Origin of the sequence: Formosa sp. Hel1_31_208, assembly GCF_900104785.1 — a bacterium.
Classification (GTDB): Bacteria; Bacteroidota; Bacteroidia; order Flavobacteriales; family Flavobacteriaceae; genus Psychroserpens.
The window spans coordinates 257,029-275,072 of sequence record NZ_LT629733.1; the positions used below are offsets into that span (position 1 = coordinate 257,029).

The 18,044-nt window shown below is 36.2% G+C and carries 12 protein-coding genes and 1 tRNA gene; 7 read left to right on the top strand and 6 right to left on the bottom strand.

Annotation, left to right across the window (positions count from 1 at the left end; genetic code table 11):
• Positions 1-36: 36 nt before the first annotated feature.
• Positions 37-109 (bottom strand) — tRNA-Gln (locus BLT57_RS01100).
• Between the two features lie 150 nt (positions 110-259).
• Between BLT57_RS01100 and BLT57_RS01105 the strand changes: the two genes are divergently transcribed.
• Positions 260-3,613: a DUF2723 domain-containing protein gene (locus BLT57_RS01105; protein ID WP_091421105.1), complete on the top strand. Its 3,354-nt coding sequence runs from the start codon at positions 260-262 to the stop codon at positions 3,611-3,613.
• Between the two features lie 4 nt (positions 3,614-3,617).
• Positions 3,618-4,259, top strand: a complete 642-nt coding sequence (locus BLT57_RS01110; protein WP_091421108.1) for a polysaccharide deacetylase family protein — start codon at positions 3,618-3,620, stop codon at positions 4,257-4,259.
• Positions 4,260-4,265: 6 nt separating this feature from the next.
• Here the strand turns inward: BLT57_RS01110 and BLT57_RS01115 are convergent, their stop codons facing one another.
• Complete coding sequence (locus BLT57_RS01115; RefSeq protein WP_091421112.1) at positions 4,266-4,562, bottom strand: co-chaperone YbbN; 297 nt, start codon at positions 4,560-4,562, stop codon at positions 4,266-4,268.
• 143 nt (positions 4,563-4,705) lie between these two features.
• A complete protein-coding gene (locus tag BLT57_RS01120) occupies positions 4,706-5,932 on the bottom strand; it encodes a metallophosphoesterase (RefSeq protein ID WP_091421114.1) in 1,227 nt (408 codons plus the stop codon).
• Positions 5,933-6,044: 112 nt separating this feature from the next.
• Between BLT57_RS01120 and BLT57_RS01125 the strand changes: the two genes are divergently transcribed.
• The 3 genes from BLT57_RS01125 to BLT57_RS01135 are packed head-to-tail and all read left to right on the top strand — an operon-like array spanning position 6,045 to position 11,335.
• The gene (locus tag BLT57_RS01125) at positions 6,045-8,993 is read left to right on the top strand and encodes a GH92 family glycosyl hydrolase (RefSeq protein ID WP_091421118.1); all 2,949 of its coding nucleotides are present in this window, start codon (positions 6,045-6,047) and stop codon (positions 8,991-8,993) included.
• 15 nt (positions 8,994-9,008) lie between these two features.
• Positions 9,009-10,316 carry a sugar MFS transporter gene (locus BLT57_RS01130; RefSeq protein WP_091421122.1) on the top strand — a complete coding sequence of 436 codons (1,308 nt, stop codon included), beginning with the start codon at positions 9,009-9,011 and terminating at the stop codon, positions 10,314-10,316.
• Positions 10,313-11,335 (top strand): N(4)-(beta-N-acetylglucosaminyl)-L-asparaginase, encoded by a 1,023-nt coding sequence (locus BLT57_RS01135; protein WP_091421125.1) that lies wholly within the window; start codon positions 10,313-10,315, stop codon positions 11,333-11,335. The genes BLT57_RS01130 and BLT57_RS01135 overlap by 4 nt, the downstream gene beginning before the upstream one ends.
• On the opposite strand, the gene BLT57_RS01140 is transcribed toward BLT57_RS01135, so the two are convergent.
• Positions 11,332-12,744 (bottom strand): aldehyde dehydrogenase family protein, encoded by a 1,413-nt coding sequence (locus tag BLT57_RS01140; protein WP_091421128.1) that lies wholly within the window; start codon positions 12,742-12,744, stop codon positions 11,332-11,334. The two genes, BLT57_RS01135 and BLT57_RS01140, sit on opposite strands and share 4 nt — an antisense overlap.
• Before the next feature lie 171 nt (positions 12,745-12,915).
• On the opposite strand from BLT57_RS01140, the gene BLT57_RS01145 reads away from it, so the two are divergent.
• Entirely contained in the window at positions 12,916-13,185 is a 270-nt protein-coding gene (locus BLT57_RS01145) for a hypothetical protein (RefSeq protein ID WP_091421130.1), read from the top strand.
• Positions 13,186-13,248: 63 nt separating this feature from the next.
• On the opposite strand, the gene cphA is transcribed toward BLT57_RS01145, so the two are convergent.
• Entirely contained in the window at positions 13,249-15,888 is a 2,640-nt protein-coding gene (gene cphA / locus BLT57_RS01150) for a cyanophycin synthetase (protein WP_091421133.1), read from the bottom strand.
• A 106-nt stretch (positions 15,889-15,994) separates the two neighbouring features.
• Here cphA and BLT57_RS01155 point away from each other — a divergent pair, with 106 nt between their 5' ends.
• Positions 15,995-16,858 carry a cyanophycinase gene (locus tag BLT57_RS01155; RefSeq protein WP_091421136.1) on the top strand — a complete coding sequence of 288 codons (864 nt, stop codon included), beginning with the start codon at positions 15,995-15,997 and terminating at the stop codon, positions 16,856-16,858.
• Positions 16,859-17,052: 194 nt separating this feature from the next.
• On the opposite strand, the gene BLT57_RS01160 is transcribed toward BLT57_RS01155, so the two are convergent.
• Positions 17,053-17,982 carry an isoaspartyl peptidase/L-asparaginase family protein gene (locus tag BLT57_RS01160; RefSeq protein WP_091421140.1) on the bottom strand — a complete coding sequence of 310 codons (930 nt, stop codon included), beginning with the start codon at positions 17,980-17,982 and terminating at the stop codon, positions 17,053-17,055.
• Positions 17,983-18,044 lie beyond the last annotated feature (62 nt).

Sequence of the window (18,044 nt, forward strand, 5' to 3'; positions counted from 1 at the left end):
ATAAAAAAAGTCTTCCAAATTTGGAAGACTTTTTTGTTGGCCCACTAGGGATCGAACCTAGACTCTTTGGTACCAAAAACCAATGTGTTGCCAGTTACACCATAGGCCAATCTCTTAAAGAGGGTGCAAATTTATAACAAAGTTTTATTTGTACAAACAATTTATTATAAAATAATCAAAAAATGGTAACGTTTACTTAAAATCAATAGGGTTTATGATATTTATTATTAAATTCGCTCGCATCAAATAGACTAGCTTTATGACACATTTCAACTTCAAGAAATGGAATACCATCCTTGGATGGCTCGCTTTTACAATAGCCTTAATCACATATGCTTTAACCATTGAGCCCACTGTTAGTTTTTGGGACGCTGGTGAATATATATTGACCTCATCAAAATTACAAGTTGGTCATCCCCCTGGAGCACCTTTATTTCAAATGTTAGGAGCCTTTTTCTCAATATTTGCACTAGAACCGTCCCAAATTGGAATGATGCTTAACATGATGAGCGCTGTATCTAGTGCTTTTACAATTTTATTCATGTTTTGGTCTATTAGTCTATTATTGAGAAAACTTGTGGCCGTTTCAGATCCAAAAGAAGTAAATGAGACTAAGGGCGTTTTATCTAAAAACCAATATGTAGCCATTTTAGGAAGTGCTTTGGTTGGAAGTTTATCTTTTACTTTTACAGATTCTTTCTGGTTTAATGCTGTTGAAACAGAAGTATATGCAATGGCAACCTTAATTATGGCCATTCTATTCTATTTAGGCTTGTGTTGGGAACGCGACATGCATAAACCAAGAGGGCATCGCTGGCTCATTCTTATTGCCTTTGTTATTGGACTTTCATTCGGAGTTCATTTTATGGGATTACTTACTATTCCTGCATTAGGCTTAATATATTACTTTAAAAACCATAAAACGGTTACGCCTAAAACCTTCATTTTGGCCAATATTATTTCTGCGGCCATACTATTGTTCATATTTAAGTTGTTATTGCCTAATGCACTTCGATTGTTTAGTGCTTCGGAAATATTCTTTGTCAATACCATTGGGCTGCCTTTTAACTCAGGCTCAATAATTGCTGGTGTTGCGCTTATAGCCGCATTTTATTATGGTTTAAAATATACCAGAGACAAAGGATATAAATATGCAAATACGCTTACCTTGTGTTTAATTTTTATTTTTATTGGATTTTCCTCTTGGACCATACTACCTATTAGGGCTAATGCCAATGTAATAATCAATGAAAATAATCCATCGAGTGCCCGAGAACTTTTAGCGTACTATAATCTCGAACAATATCCCGAAACACATTTATTTTACGGACCATTATTTACCGATCAATATTCTGGCTTAGATGAAAACAACCCTTATTTGGACGATAAACCCAAGTATGAAAAAGACTATGAAAAAGGAGAATATATCATTGTAAACAATTGGAAAAACGCAAAACAAAACTATAATTCTAAACACGCACAAATACTTCCTAGAATGTGGAGTGGGGAACATGCTGAGAATTATATGATGTTCACCGGTTTACTAGATTTCAAAATTAAACCTGAATACCAAATGGAGAATCAGGTAAGAGCCTTAGTCAATGACTTTAGGAAAGAAGTCTCACAAGGTAAAGTCGATTATGAAGATTATCATAATTTTCTCAAACAATTTGGACGCGATTTCTTGGAAATTGAAAAACCCTCTTTTGGTGACAATTTATATTATATGATTGATTATCAATTTGGTTATATGTATTGGAGATATTTTATGTGGAATTTCTCGGGAAGACAAGACGATATTCAAGGAAAGTATGATAATTTACACGGCAATTGGATTAGTGGGATTGACCTTATAGACGAATGGCACTTAGGTATGTCACAAGATAATTTACCAAGTGATGTCGCTAATAATAAAGCACGAAACAACTATTATTTACTGCCTTTAATATTAGGAATTATCGGATTTCTTTTCGTCTTATCTAAAGATCCTAAACGTTTTTGGGTGCTTCTCGTATTCTTTTTATTTACTGGTTTGGCCATTCAATTCTATACTAATGTAAGACCATTTGAACCGCGTGAACGTGATTATTCTGTAGTAGGCTCCTTTTATGTCTTTGCTATCTGGATAGGCTTTGGCGTCTATGCCATTTATGATGTCATTCGGAAATATGCAAACTCTAAATTCTTGGCTCCTGCAATTACAGTAGTATGCTTAGTTTTAGTTCCTGGAATTTTAGCAGCAGAAAATTGGGATGACCATGACCGCTCTGAGCGCTATACAGCGCAAGCAATGGCTCGCAAATACCTAGAGTCCTGTGCGCCAAATTCGATTTTATTTACCATTGGCGACAATGATAGTTTCCCTCTATGGTATCTGCAGGAGATTGAAGGCGTACGAACTGACGTTCGAGTAGTAAACACCAGTTTATTCCAAACCGATTGGTATATCGATCAAATGAAACGCAAAGCGTATGACAGTGACCCGATACCTTCGCAATTAACACACGACCAATATAAATTTGGTACACGTGATTATATCATGAAAAATGAAATCACAAAAGACACCTTCCTTATTAAAGATTTTGTCGACTTTATCTCTAGTGACGACCCAAAATACAAATTAGCGTACGCACTAAAAGCCACGGGAGAGGATCCATCTGTTTATCCAGCACAATTGTTAAACTCCAATTATTTACCAACAACAAATGTTAGGGTGCCTGTAATTAAATCTAATGTCTTAGAAAGCGGGATTGTTAAAGCGAAGGATGAAGATAAAATCGAGCCCTATTTAGACATTAAAATCACAGGAAGTGCCTTATATAAAAATCGTTTGTTAATGCTAGATATCATTGCAAATAACGACTGGAAACGTCCAATTTACTTTACAGGAGGCGCCTTTAGTGACGAAGACTATATCTGGATGAAAGACTACCTTCAACTTGATGGATTGTGCTACAAATTAGTGCCTATTAAAACACCCGTCGACAAGGCAAATCCTTTTGATATGGGCCGTGTAGATACCGAACTCATGTACGACAAGGTGATATCTTGGGATTGGGGAAATAGCGGTAGTGATAAGATTTATCATGATGTTGAAACTCGTAAAAACGGAATTACTTATAGAGGCAATCTTGCAAGACTTATGGAAAAGCTTATTCAGGAGGACCAATTGGATAAAGCAGAAAAAATTGCTGATTTAGCCATGGAAAAAATGCCCGTAGATAAGTTTGGCTTTTACACACTCCTTGAACCATACATCAGTGGTTATTATGAAATCGGTAAGGAAGAAAAAGCACGAAAACTATACATCGAAGTGTCTAGAAAATATCAAGAAAAATTAACCTATTGGAGTGGATTAACGATAGAGAATCAAACACGCTATCTCGATGAAATCGTTACCGATATTGAATGGTACAGAAATTTAGTTGACATTTTAGTCATCTATAATGATAAAGATTTTGCCATGGAAGAAACTGAAAAGTTTAATAACTACTTGAAGCTCTTCAAACACTTCATGGGTGAAGAAGAACCTGAAAACGAACCAAATTCAGAACTGGAAGGTAGAGATATACCTTCCGACACCATAGATAAAATTCTGGGAATTCAACAATAGTATTTTGAAAATTACTCCAATAAAAACACCAGTTGTAGCCAAAAAGATGTTCCCAAACTATGTTTGGGATGTTGCTACAACTCAAAAGGAGCTATACTTAACCTTTGATGATGGCCCTACTCCAGATATTACGACATGGACGTTAGAAATCCTTAAAACCCATAATGCTAAGGCTACATTTTTTTGTATTGGCGACAATATTGAAAAACATCCTGATCTTTTTCAAAAATTAATCAATGATGGCCATGGCATAGGAAATCATACACAACACCATATAAAAGGTTGGAAAACTAGTAGCAGCGACTACTTAACTGAAGTTGAAAAAACCCAATCTACAATTGATAAGTACTTCATACATAACACCTCTAAATTATTTAGACCACCATACGGACAAATAAAACCAAAACAAGGCAAACAACTGATCAATTTAGGGTACCGTATTATCATGTGGGATGTGCTATCATTTGATTGGGATCATACGATTTCCGAAGAAAAATGTTTAGAAAATGTAATCTCTAAAAGTAAGCCAGGTAGTATCATCGTATTTCACGATAGTATAAAAGCCTCAAAACGAATGAAATATGCTCTTCCAAAAATATTAGAAGAATTCAGTAAGAAAGGATATGTGTTTAAAGCGTTGTCTTAAATAGAATTAAATGTACTCCTGTACTATTCCAATGAGCGTATTCGCATCTTGTTCACCACTATGCCTCCATTTCATTTCACCATTTTTATAAATGATAAGCGTAGGTAGACCTTTAACACGCAAAGCTTCAGCTAACTCTTTGTTTTTATCAACATCGATTTTAATCACTTTTGCTTTGTCACCAAGAGCAGCAGCAACATCTCGCATTACGGGATGCATAGCAGCAGATTGCTCATTCCATTCTGTAAAAAAATCTAACAGAACAGGAATATCAATATCTATAAGTTCCCCAAATTTTGACATAGATTTAATCTTTTAAATCATACTTGATATTACAAACCTACATAAATTTTTGATTATCCTTTAAATAAAATAATCTAGTAGGTTCACTATGAATTCTTTATAAAAATAAACAATTTCGTAGTAAATATAACATTTCCACGCTATTATGCATTATTGCTTCCCTTTTTAAGTGTAATTACAGTCACTTCAGGCCAAATACCTACACGACCAGGATATGCCAAGAAACCAAATCCTCTATTCACATTTATATATTGTCCTAATTGCTCATAAATCCCTGCCCAATGTTTATAACGCCATTTTACAGGACTCCATTTCACCCATCCTGGTATTTCTATTCCAAATTGCATGCCATGCGTATGGCCACTTAAGGTCAAGTGATAATGATAATCATCAGTGATGACACACTCTTCCCAATGGCTTGGATCGTGACTCAATAATATTTTAAAATCTTCAGAATCAATATTTTCAGTTGCTCGCCTTAAATCTCCTGCTTTTTTGAATCCTCCTTTACCCCAATTCTCCACACCAACTATCGCTATGCGTTGACCGTCTTTTTCAATAAACCGACTTTCATTGAGCAAAAGTTCATAACCCATATCCTTCTGGATTTGCTTAAGGTCATTCAAATTTTTACGCTTTGCTTCTTCTGATTCCCATCTCACATAATCGCCGTAATCGTGATTTCCAAGTACAGAAAAAACACCATCTTGAGCTTTTAAACTTCCGAAGAGGTCTTTCCACGGTAACATTTCACTCGCTTTGTTATTTACCAAATCACCAGTAAACATAATCGCATCAGACTTTTGTTCGTTAATGAGATTAATACCATATTCGAGCTTTTCGCGATTATCAAAACTACCAGAATGTATGTCACTAATTTGAGTTATTCTATAACCATCAAAAGCTTCTGGTAAATCCTCAAAATGCAGGGTGTAATTCAAAACACGAAAATCATACTTGCCTTTATACATTCCGTAAAGTAAAGAGGAAAAAGGTATTGCTGCCAAGCCTAACGCAATTTGACTAATAAATCTTCTTCGTGAAGGCATATAAAATGTCTCTTTACTAACGAGCTTATCATATAAACCGAAAACAAATCTTAGAATATCTTCTCCAATAAGAATGGGGACAATCACCAAGCTAATGGACATAAACGCCAACAAAAATCCAAAAGCATAACTTTTGGTTGGACTCAGCACTCGTCCTTCAGAACCAATAGAAAACTGATAAATAAAATTTCCCGCAATAAGCACAGCTATAGCTATGAACAGAAACTGCAACCAAGTAAATTTAGTAACTGTTTTAATGGCCTGAAATCCGTAAAAGGTGAGTAGGCTATAAATGAATATAAAAATAACCCAACGGAGCATAGATTAAGTTTTTTTCAAAGATAAGGCATTTTAAAAAGGAACTTAGTCCATAATATTTATTTAACGATCCCTTAAGATTTACTATCTTTTGAATCGATTTAAAGACGATCACATGAAACCTTTTTTTTCAATCCTATTAATAGCGCTTGTTTTGACAAGTTGCACAGAAAAATCTGTAATTGAAATCGCTGTAAAAGACCAGCCTCTTATCAAATATGTCAATCCGTTTATTGGCACAGGAGGTCATGGACATACCTATCCTGGAGCAACCATGCCTTTTGGGATGATGCAATTAAGTCCAGATACACGATTGGATGGCTGGGATGGCTGTTCAGGCTATCATTACAGTGATACCTATATCTACGGATTTTCACACACGCATCTAAGTGGCACAGGCGTTAGCGATTATGGCGACGTACTTTTAATGCCAACTAATGCAATACATTTCAATAATGGTAGTGATGGCCAATTAGGGTATCGTGCATACTTCTCTCATGATAATGAAATCGCTCAACCAGGTTACTATAAAGTACATCTAGATTCAACTAACATTGATGTAGAACTTACCGTTTCAAAACGCAGTGGAATTCATAAATACCAATTTCCTTCAGGCGACAACCAATATGTAATTCTAGATTTAGATCACCGCGATGAACTCCTAGATTATAAAATTCAAAAAATTAATGATAATACCATTTCTGGATATAGACACTCCAAAGCTTGGGCTACAGATCAGCGCTTATATTATCACATTGAGTTTTCTCATCCTATTAAATCTATTACCTATGAAGAAAATGGAACCCCTATTTCAAAAAACTATAAATTTCAAAGTAAAAAAGCCGCTATAGAATTTGAAAACCCTAATAACGACATCGTTTATGTAAAAGTTGGCATTTCCGCTGTTGACGAACTTGGAGCAAAAAATAATTTACAAGAAGAAATTCAATCTAAAACATTTGATCAAGTAAAAAATGAAGCCCAAACAGTATGGGAATCACAACTAGAAAAAATTGTGATTGGCTCCAATAACACCGACTATAAAACAAATTTTTATACAGCTTTGTATCATACAATGATTGCACCAAATTTATATCAAGATATTGATGGTCGCTATCGAGGAATGGATCTAGAAATTCACGAAACTAAAGATTTTGACTACTACACTGTGTTCTCTCTTTGGGACACTTATCGAGCGGCACATCCCTTGTACACCATTATAGAGCAAGAGCGTACCAATGACTTCATCAATACCTTTTTAGCCAAGTATGATGAAGGTGGTATTATGCCAATTTGGGATTTAAGTGCAAATTATACTGGCTGTATGATTGGTTATCATGCCGTACCCGTTATTTCTGATGCCTACATGAAAGGTATAAGATCTTACGATGTAGAAAAAGCTTTTAATGCCATGACCCATTCGGCTACAAGAGATAAACTCGGACTTAAATCTTACAAAGAATTCGGTTTTATTCCTGTAGAAGAAGAAAGTGAATCCGTTTCGAAAACTTTAGAATATGCCTACGACGATTGGACAATTGCCCAAATGGCGAAAGCTATGGGAAAAGAAGAGGACTACAAAACCTATTCTGAAAGAGCGCAGTATTATAAGAATATCTTTGATCCAGAATCAAAGTTTATGAGAGGGCGGTTTCGTAATACATGGTTCGCACCTTTCGATCCTTACGAAGTTAATTTTAATTATACCGAAGCCAACTCTTGGCAATATAGTTTTTACGTACCACAAGACATTACTGGTTTTATGAATTTGTTAGGCGGAAAAGAGCAACTCGAAGCCCAATTAGATGAATTGTTTATTGCTAAAGCCCAAACCTCTGGTCGCAATCAAGCCGATATTACCGGATTGATCGGACAATATGCACACGGTAATGAGCCAAGTCATCATATGGCTTACCTCTATAATTTTGCAGGAAAACCGCACAAAACAATGGAGAAAGTCCATCAAATTTTGACCGAACTTTATAAAAATGAACCCGATGGAATCTCAGGAAATGAAGATTGCGGACAAATGAGTGCATGGTATGTGTTTTCATCAATGGGATTCTATCCCGTAACTCCTGGTTCTAATCAATATATTATTGGAACTCCGTTATTTGATAAGGTGACCATTAACTTAGAAAATAACAAGCAATTTACGATTGCGGCAAATAATCTAAGTGATAGCAACAAGTATATAGAATATGCATATCTCAATGGAGAACAATTAGATAAGACCTTCATTACTCATGAAGATATTATCAATGGTGGAACACTAGAATTTAAAATGACCGATAATCCAGCAGTTTGGGGAAGTCGTAACGGACAAGAACCGAAAACAGAAATTTCAGAACATCTCATTGTTCCAGTACCTTTTATTGAGAAAGGAGATGTAGCTTTTAAAGGTGGTACTGAAGTTAGTTTGGCGAGTGTACAATCTGAATCAGAGATTTTTTATAGTCTCGATGATTCTGAATTCAAACGATATACTACACCTTTTACAATTTCAGAAGCGACAACATTAAAAGTATATGCAACCGATGATATTGGAAATAAGAGCTCAACCGCAGAAACCAACTTTTATAAAATAGATCCTAACCTATCGATAAGGTTAGATACTGAATATGCTAATCAGTATAATGCTGGAGGCAACGACGCTCTTATTGATGGCATTTTGGGCACTCAAGATTTTAGAACTGGCACATGGCAAGGATATTGGAATGAAGACTTGATTGCTACTGTAAATCAAGGAAGTGTTAAACCTATTCAAAATGTAAGTATCAACTTTTTACAAGATCAAGGGTCATGGATTTTCTATCCAACTCAAGTAGAATGTCTGGTTTCTCAAGATGGTACATCCTTTAAATCTATTGAAGTTCTCAGTATAGATACAGCTGTTAAAAATGACACTGTTCTAATTAAACATATATCCTGGAATATTCCTTCAGACTCTTATCGTTACGTCAAAATAATTGCCAAGAAAATGGGTGAACTTCCAAAATGGCACTTAGGCTATCCACATGATGGCAGAAGCTGGATCTTTGCAGATGAAATAACCATAAAATAAATACGAGGTAACCCTATGAACCAACAGAAATCCTATCGCTCATCCTTTATCCTTTTAACGACGTTATTTTTCCTTTGGGGATTTATAACGGTCTTGGTCGATTCTTTAATTCCTAGATTAAGAGAACTGTTCACGCTAACATATTTTCAAGCTGGAATGGTGCAATTTGCATTTTTCGGCGCCTATTTCTTACTCTCCATTCCTGCCAGTTATATCCTTTCAAAAATAGGGTATAAACGAGGTATTATATTCGGACTATTTACCATGGCCCTTGGATGTTTATTATTTTATCCAGCAGCTTCTTATCGTGTATTTGGCGTATTTATGTTTGCTTATTTTATTTTAGCGGGAGGTATGACCATCTTACAAGTTGCCGCTAATCCTTATGTAGCCGTTTTAGGTTCAGAAACCGGTGCATCAAGTCGTTTAAATCTCTCTCAAGCTTTTAACTCATTAGGAACCGCAATTGCTCCGGCAATAGGCGCCTTATTTATTTTAAGTGATAAAATCAAAACCAAAGATGAGATTGCAGCACTTTCAGAAACTGCCAAAGACACCTATTTAGCCACTGAAGCTTCGGCAGTACAAAAACCATTTATCGGATTGGCATTGTTTATTCTATGTATCGCAGGAATATTCTTTTTTGCAAAACTTCCTAAACTAATCAGTGAAAAATCTGAAGGGACCTATAGTGAAGCTTTTAAACAGAAAAATTTGATGCTTGGTGTCTTAGGCATCTTTTTCTATGTAGGTGCAGAAGTCGCTATTGGAAGCTACTTAGTCAACTATTTCCTAGATATGAATTTGGTGGAAGTCATCAAAGACAATAACATGATGCGATCTTTCGCAGAGAGCATTCTAAATTCTGGATTAACCGACAATGATAACAAAGCTATTGTGGGCGTATTTGTTACCTTCTATTGGTCGGGTGCTATGATTGGTCGTTTTGTAGGTTCTTATCTCACTAAAATTATAAACCCAGGAAAAGTACTTGGTATTTTTGCCACGATAGCCATGATCTTAATTTTAACTTCTATTTCAACAACAGGCATAGTAAGTATGTGGAGCATACTAGCCGTAGGGTTATTTAACTCTATTATGTTCCCTACCATCTTTACCTTAGCCATAAATGGAATAGGTGATCTTAAACCTAAAGCCTCTGGACTGCTATGTACCGCTATTGTAGGTGGTGCTTTCATTCCGCCCTTATATGGCTATTTTACAGATGAGATTGGCTTTAAATCGGCTTTATTCTTTATCATTATTTGTTATGCTTATATCTTATGGTATGGCTATAAAAACTCTAAAAAAGTATTCGTATGAAAAGACGTCATTTTATTAAAAAAGCATCTTTAACTGGTGTTGGACTTGCCGTTGGCAGTACACTTGTGAGTTGTGCTGAAAACACTTCAGATAAAACAGTTGAAAGTACAGCTGTTTTGAAAGCTGAAGATCCCACAAATAAAGCATCATTACCCTTAGTAATTGCCACATGGCATGTCATTAAGGCTACCGCGAAAGCGATGGAAGTCCTCCAAGCTGGAGGCAATGCATTAGATGCCGTAGAACAAGGCTGCATGGTAGAAGAAGCGAACGAAAAAGGGCAATCGGTTGGTAAAGGCGGCCTCCCAGATCGCGATGGCAATGTTACACTTGATGCCTGTATTATGGATAAGCATGGAAATTGTGGCTCAGTCGTCTATCTTCAAAACATAACTCATGCGGTTTCAGTCGCACGAAAAGTTATGGAAGATACACCGCATGTCATGCTAGCTGGCGAAGGTGCCAAACAGTTTGCGGTGTCTAAAGGGTTTAAACCAGAAGACTTATTGACTGAAGCTTCAAAAGCAGCTTGGGAAAAATGGAAAATTGAAGCGGAATACAAACCCATTATCAATATCGAAAATCATGATACTATTGGTATGTTGGCAATCGATAAAAATGGTGATATTTCTGGCGCTTGCACAACGAGCGGATTAGCATACAAAATGGGAGGTCGCGTAGGAGACTCCCCAATAATAGGTTCTGGTTTATTTGTAGACAATGAAATTGGAGCTTGTGTCGCTACAGGTTTAGGCGAAGAAGTCGTCAAAACTGTTGGCAGCTTTTTAGTAGTAGAATTAATGCGACAAGGTAAATCACCTCAAGAAGCTTGTGAAGAAGCTATTAGTAGAATCGTGAACAAACCGAATAGCAACTACAAAGATTTTCAAGTTGGTTATATCGCTGTGAACAAAAAAGGTGAAACTGGGAGTTATTCCATACATCAATGGTTTAGTATGACAAAGTTTCAAAATGATGTTAATGAGCAAATTCAGTCTGATTATTTTAACAAAGTTTAAAACCACTTTATAGTCAAATCGACAAGCTTCTGTTTAAAGTTGTTGTAAGGCGGCATGAGTAAATCTACCGCTCCAAGAGTATGTTGTTTTAATACTGAGCGTTGATTGCTAAATTCTTGAAATCCATAAACACCATGAGTTTTACCAATACCACTATTATTTGAGCCTCCAAACGGTAAATTATGATTTAAAAATTGCAACAAATTATGATTGATACAAGTGCTCCCGGCTCTTGTGTTATTTATTATGTCATTAATGCGTGTTCTATTCTTACTGAAAATATAAAGTGCTAGTGGTTTTTCTTTTGAATTGATGAAGTTAATAACTTCGTGCGTGGATTGATATGTTTTCACCGGAAGTATGGGCCCGAAAATTTCATTCTGCATGAGTTGACTCTCTTCGGAAATATCAAAAACTAAAGTTGGTGCAATATAATTATCCGTCTCGTCAAAGTTCCCTCCAACTGCAATACTCGCATTTCTAGCGTAAGCATCTTCGAGATACCCTTTTAAACGTTTATAATGTTTTTGGCTGACAATTCTTCCGAAGGAATCTGAAGTTGAAGGGCTTTCAGAATAGAATTCAGTAATATAATTTTTAAATACTGAAGCAAATTCAGCTTTAATCGTTTCGTTAACAAGCACATAATCAGGGGCAATACAGGTTTGGCCTGCGTTTAAAAATTTTCCGAAAACAATTTTTTTCACCGCTTTATCTAAATTTGAGGTGTCATCAATAATTACGGGTGATTTACCTCCTAATTCTAATGTCACAGAACTTAAGTGCTCCGAAGCCGCTTTCATAACTAGTTTCCCTACTTGAGGTGACCCAGTAAAAAAGATATGGTTGAAAGGCAATTTAAGCAACTCTTGCGCTACTTCAACCTCTCCTTCGACAAGTGCAATTTCATTCTCATCAAATAAGTCATGAACGATATCATACATCACCTTAGAGGTATGATAGGTTACTTCACTAGGTTTTAAAATCACCGTATTTCCAGCAGCTATTGCTGATACTAATGGCCCAAAGGTTAAATTCACAGGAAAATTCCAGGGAGAAATTATTAGGCAAACACCCTTGGCTTCATTTTTAATCCATGAAGAACTACCCAATAATGCTATTGGCGTATCGACATGTTGCTTTTTGAGCCATGATTTTAAATGCTTTATTGCAAAGTTTATTTCATCAATGACGGGATAAATTTCAGTAAGATCAACTTCAAGTTGCGGTTTTTTGAAATCTTTATATAAAGCTTCTCTAATCTCATTTTTATAGGTTATCTCGAGTGCCGCTTTTAAAGCTTTTAATTTTTTGATACGTACTTTATTATTGGTTTTACCTACCAAAAACTGATTTGCTTTTTGTTTGTCAAATAGATTAGAAAACTGGTTATCTGAATAATTTGTCATTTAAACTGTAATGTATTTATTGGGCTGCAAGCCCTTTTTGTGTATTTCGTCGATGTTTTTTACTACGGACTTCATCTCACCTAAAAATCATCCTTTTTATCTAATATATTCATTAGCACTCTATTTGTTGTGTTTCTTTGGCTTGAGTTAAAACACAACACCTCAGTGATTATGAAAAAAATATTAACCATATTAGCCTTTACAATATTACCTCTTATTTCTATAGGACAGGAGGCTAATGTTGATATCAAAAATAATGATACTGCTGAAATTATCATTGAAAAGAAAGCAGAAACTCAAAATGCGAAACAAACCTCATCTAACTCTACTGCTAAGTCTCAATTACTAAAAATTAACAGAAAGAAAAGTTCAGATATTATCAGCATCAAAGCTTATCGTAAAAGTTTACAAATAAAAGTGAAGGAAGTAAAGCTTTGTTAATGCGTTTAAAAAAAATCAAAAAAAATCCGAAACATTAGTGTTTCGGATTTTTTTTGTTAATTATTATGCGAAATTTAATTCTCCCCTGGCTTCCTGTTCTTTAAACTTTTTAACCAATTCTAATGCGTCAGGTATCACATCACTACATAAAACAATAAGAGACCCTTTTACTGCATTTTTTACCGCAAAAGTAATCGCTTCTTTTTCAGATGGAATAATGGTTGTTTTCTTATTGGGATCTCTCCTCTTTATACCATCATCCAACATTTTAATGAGTTCTTGTTCTGTTTTACCGCGTAATCGTTTGTCTTGTCGAATAATTACCTCATCAAACATTTCGGCAGCAATAGCACCCATTTCATTATTGTCTTCAACCCGTCGATCTCCTAGTCCGGCGATAATACCTACTTTAACTGTGGCGTCTAACTCATCTGTAAATTTTTGTAGTGCTCTCATACCAGATGGGTTATGAGCATAGTCTAATAAAATACTGAAGTTATTAAACTTGAATAAATTTAATCGTCCTGGAGTTTGAGAAGCCGACGGAATAAACGTTTCTAATCCTGCCTTCATATCCTCTATACTTATGCCCTGTACATGCACCGCAAGAATGGCTGCGAGTACGTTTTGTATCATAAATTTTGCCTTACCACCGTAAGTTAACGGAATGTTTTCAGCCCTCATAATACGCATTTTCCATTCTCCTCTGCAAATCGTAACGTAACCATTTTCATATACAGCTGTTATACCATGTAAGCGTTGCAAGGCTTTAATTCTTGGATTATTCTCATCCATCGAAAACAAGGCGACATTGCAATCTACGCTTCTTCGCATATTATATACCAAATCGTCATCTGCATTTAAAATCGCATATCCATCTGGCAAAACAGTTTCTGGAATAACTCCTTTAACTTTAGCCAATTGTTCGATAGTATGAATCCCTTTTAAACCCAAATGATCAGCTGCTACATTAGTCACAACACCAACATCACATTTCTTAAAGCCTAAGCCAGCTCTTAATAAACCGCCTCGAGCACATTCTAGAACTGCAAAATTTACGGTTGGATCCTTCAGTACAAATTCGGCACTTGACGGACCAGTACAATCACCTGTCATTAATAATCTATTCTGAATATAAACGCCATCACTTGTGGTATAACCTACACGGTAACCATTCATTTTTGTGATATGTGCAATAAGTCGAGATGTTGTTGTTTTTCCATTTGTTCCTGTTACAGCAATGATAGGAATTCGTCCCGTATCACTCTTTGTTGGAAATAACTTATCAATTACTGGTGCAGCCACATTTCTTGGCAATCCAGTGGTTGGTGCTAAATGCATTCTAAATCCTGGACCAGCATTCACTTCTAAAACGGCACCCCCTGTTTCACTTAGTGGTTTCGTGATATCACTTGTCATCACATCAATTCCACAAATATCTAAATCAATGATTTTTGAAATTCGCTCTGCCATTGACACATTTGCAGGATGCAAAATATCAGTGACATCCTCTGCGGTTCCACCTGTACTCAGATTTGCTGTGTCTTTTAAAATTAGTCGTTCTCCTTCTGGAATCACAGAATCAAGAGTATATCCAGCATCTTTTATGATCGTTTTTGTCAATTCATTAATAGAAATTTGCGTCAATACATTTTCATGACCGTAACCACGTCTTGGATCTTTATTAACCTCATCAACAAGTTCTTGAATTGATGATTTACCATCTCCAATAACATGCGCAGGAGTTCTTATTGCCGCAGCCACTAACTTATTATTGATTACAAGTAACCTATAATCCTCACCCGTAATAAATTTCTCTACGATTATTGCGCCACTACGCGAACTCTCTTTGGCATGTTTAAAAGCCTCCAAGGCATCTTCATAATTTCTTATATCTACAGTAATTCCTCGACCGTGATTTCCATCAACTGGTTTAATCACTAAAGGATAACCCACATAGCGACATGCCTCTTCTAAGCTACGTTCACGGCGAATAATATCACCTTTAGGCACTTCAACTTCTGCCTGTTCTAAGAGGTATTTCGTATCTTCTTTATCACAAGCTAATTCTACACCAATACTGCTAGTTTCGCTCGTTACTGTTGCCTGAATTCGCTTTTGATTAGCCCCATAACCTAACTGAACCAGCGAGTATTTATTTAACCGTATCCATGGTATACCTCGAGACTCAGCTTCCGCTACTATAGAACCTGTACTAGGCCCTAAACGATCGGCTTCGCGAAGTTCTCGCATTTCTTGTATGTCTTCAGACAAATCATAAGGTTCCCCACTAATCAATGCCTCACATATGCGCACAGAAGCTTTTGCGGCAAAGCGTCCAACAGATTCCTCCATATAGGCAAAAACCACGCTATAAACTCCTTCTTCGCCATAACCTCGTGTTCTTCCAAAACCAACATCCATACCCGCAAGAGTTTGAATTTCTAAGGCGATATGTTCTATAATATGACCCATCCAGGTCCCTTCTTCTACCCTTTGAAAGAAACCACCTGGTTCTCCCACCGAACATCTATGCTCAAACATCCCTGGAAACATAGTTTTTAATCGTTCATAAAAGCCATCAACTTTATTAGATGGTTGTTCTTCCATTTCCTGAAGATCTAATACCATTACAATTAATTTATGACGGCGAATAGACCAGTAATTAGGTCCTCGCATGGCATTAATCTCGCGTATTTTCATGTTAGTTAGTTTTAATTTAAATTTTGTGAAAGATTATAAATATAGTATTTTTCAGAAGAAAATTTAGTTTATTTTTGCCCAATATTTAAACGAGAGAAAGATTTTTATGTTGACGAATAAAGGAACATTAATCCCTATTGGTGGAAATGAGGACAAAGGAATAGAAGAGCACGAACAATATACCTTGGAGTTTATTGATGAAGGTATCTTATATCACGTGGTCAAAGAAGCTGGAGGAACATCAGCAAAAATTGTTGTGATCCCAACTGCGTCGAGTATTCCCGAAGAAGTTGGCGCTAATTATCTAGAAGCTTTTAAAACTTTAGGATGTAACGATGTTACTGTTTTAGATATTAGAAGTAAAGAAGATTCTGAAAAAGAGTCCTCCATTAATTTAATGACCTCTGCCAACTGCATCATGTTCTCTGGTGGGAATCAATCTAAAATTACTGACAGAATTGGAGGAACTTCTATCCACAAAATTTTATTAGATCGCTATCAAAACGAAAAAGGTTTTGTTATTGCAGGAACAAGTGCTGGTGCTATGGTTATGGCTAATGAAATGATAGCAGGCGGCAGTGCGTCTGAAGCTTTTTATAAAGGTGCCGTAAAAATGTATAAAGGTCTTGGGCTAATTCCCGACCTCATTATTGATACGCACTTCATTAAACGAGGGCGCTTTGGGAGACAAAGTGAAGCCATTGCTAAATTTCCAAATATAATTGGTTTTGGATTAGCAGAAGACACCGGAATTATTATTAAGAATGGTAACGAGTGTACCGTGATTGGATCAGGAATGATTATTGTTTTTGACGGAAGTAAATTGACTCACAACAATGAAAAAGTATTAGAAGAAGGCACACCTATGACTATGGCAAATTTAACTGTTCATGTGTTGTCCAATGGCGATCAGTACAATATCAAACAACGAAAAGTAACTGTTCTTCCTATTGAAGCACCATTTATCTAATTTTTTTTTAAATTCAAATTAAATTCTTTTAGTTTCGAAACCTATGAAGCTTAGGTTTATGATCGGAATTTTATTTTTAATGCTACAAGTTGGTTCAATCATCTATGTGCATTTTATTCCAGAACGCTTTTTTTGTATGGGCACTCATCTTTTACTTTTTACCGGTGAGATGGAAGAAAGTAAAACAACTCTTATTATTTATAAATCAACACGGTTTCTTCTCCTTGAGAAGTTTTAAACCCACGATACATCCCTTCTGTATTAAAAGGCATGGCAATATTTCCATTCGCATCCACAGCAATTAACCCACCATCACCTCCAATTTCGAGAATACGCTTATGAATGACCTCTTCTGAAGCAGCTTTTAAACTCATGTTTTTGTGTTCCATTAAACTAGCCACATCGTAAGCTACAACTCCGCGAATAAAGAATTCACCACTTCCTGTGCACGAGATGGCACAGGTCTTGTTGTTGGCATAATTTCCTGCGCCAACCATCGGGCTATCGCCTACTCGTCCCCATTTTTTATTGGTCATTCCACCTGTAGAAGTTGCTGCCGCAATATTCCCGTCTTGGTCGCAAGCCACAGCGCCAACAGTTCCAAACTTTCCGTCTTTTTTCACACTGTGATCCAACTGAAACGTCTCACTGTCTTTTATGCCTTGCCATTGTTGGTAACGTATCTCATCGTAAAAATACTCCGGAGATTCAATGGTATACCCTCGCCCTTTAGCAAATTGCATCGCGCCTTCTCCAGCTAAAAACACATGATAACTATTATCCATCACGTCTCTAGCTAAAGACACAGGGTTTTTTATCCCAGTAACTAAGGAAACAGCTCCAGCATTGCGCGTTTTTCCGTCCATGATACAGGCGTCCATTTCATGGGTGCCTTCTGCTGTAAACACAGCGCCTTTTCCAGCATTGAATAACGGTGTGTCTTCTAAAGATTTAACTGCAGTTTCAACCGCATCCAAAGCACTTCCACCTGTTTCTAAAACATGATACCCTTTATCTAATGCTTGTTTTAATGCCGCTTTATATTCCGCTTCCAATTCAGTAGTCATTAAACCTTTAACTAAGGTTCCTGCGCCTCCATGGATAGCGATAGAAAAATTTCTCATTCGTATTTATTTTACTTCGGAAAATTACAAATTGTAGTTCAAATAATTCTCAAATTACTCAT

Bases quoted from the DNA above. Each gene is read 5' to 3' on its own strand.
- BLT57_RS01105 (WP_091421105.1), top strand. From the start codon at position 260: ATGACACATTTCAACTTCAAGAAATGGAATACCATCCTTGGATGGCTC.
- BLT57_RS01115 (WP_091421112.1), bottom strand. From the start codon at position 4,562: ATGTCAAAATTTGGGGAACTTATAGATATTGATATTCCTGTTCTGTTA.
- BLT57_RS01120 (WP_091421114.1), bottom strand. From the start codon at position 5,932: ATGCTCCGTTGGGTTATTTTTATATTCATTTATAGCCTACTCACCTTT.
- BLT57_RS01125 (WP_091421118.1), top strand. From the start codon at position 6,045: ATGAAACCTTTTTTTTCAATCCTATTAATAGCGCTTGTTTTGACAAGT.
- BLT57_RS01130 (WP_091421122.1), top strand. From the start codon at position 9,009: ATGAACCAACAGAAATCCTATCGCTCATCCTTTATCCTTTTAACGACG.
- BLT57_RS01135 (WP_091421125.1), top strand. From the start codon at position 10,313: ATGAAAAGACGTCATTTTATTAAAAAAGCATCTTTAACTGGTGTTGGA.
- BLT57_RS01140 (WP_091421128.1), bottom strand. From the start codon at position 12,744: ATGACAAATTATTCAGATAACCAGTTTTCTAATCTATTTGACAAACAA.
- BLT57_RS01145 (WP_091421130.1), top strand. From the start codon at position 12,916: ATGAAAAAAATATTAACCATATTAGCCTTTACAATATTACCTCTTATT.
- cphA (WP_091421133.1), bottom strand. From the start codon at position 15,888: ATGAAAATACGCGAGATTAATGCCATGCGAGGACCTAATTACTGGTCT.
- BLT57_RS01155 (WP_091421136.1), top strand. From the start codon at position 15,995: ATGTTGACGAATAAAGGAACATTAATCCCTATTGGTGGAAATGAGGAC.
- BLT57_RS01160 (WP_091421140.1), bottom strand. From the start codon at position 17,982: ATGAGAAATTTTTCTATCGCTATCCATGGAGGCGCAGGAACCTTAGTT.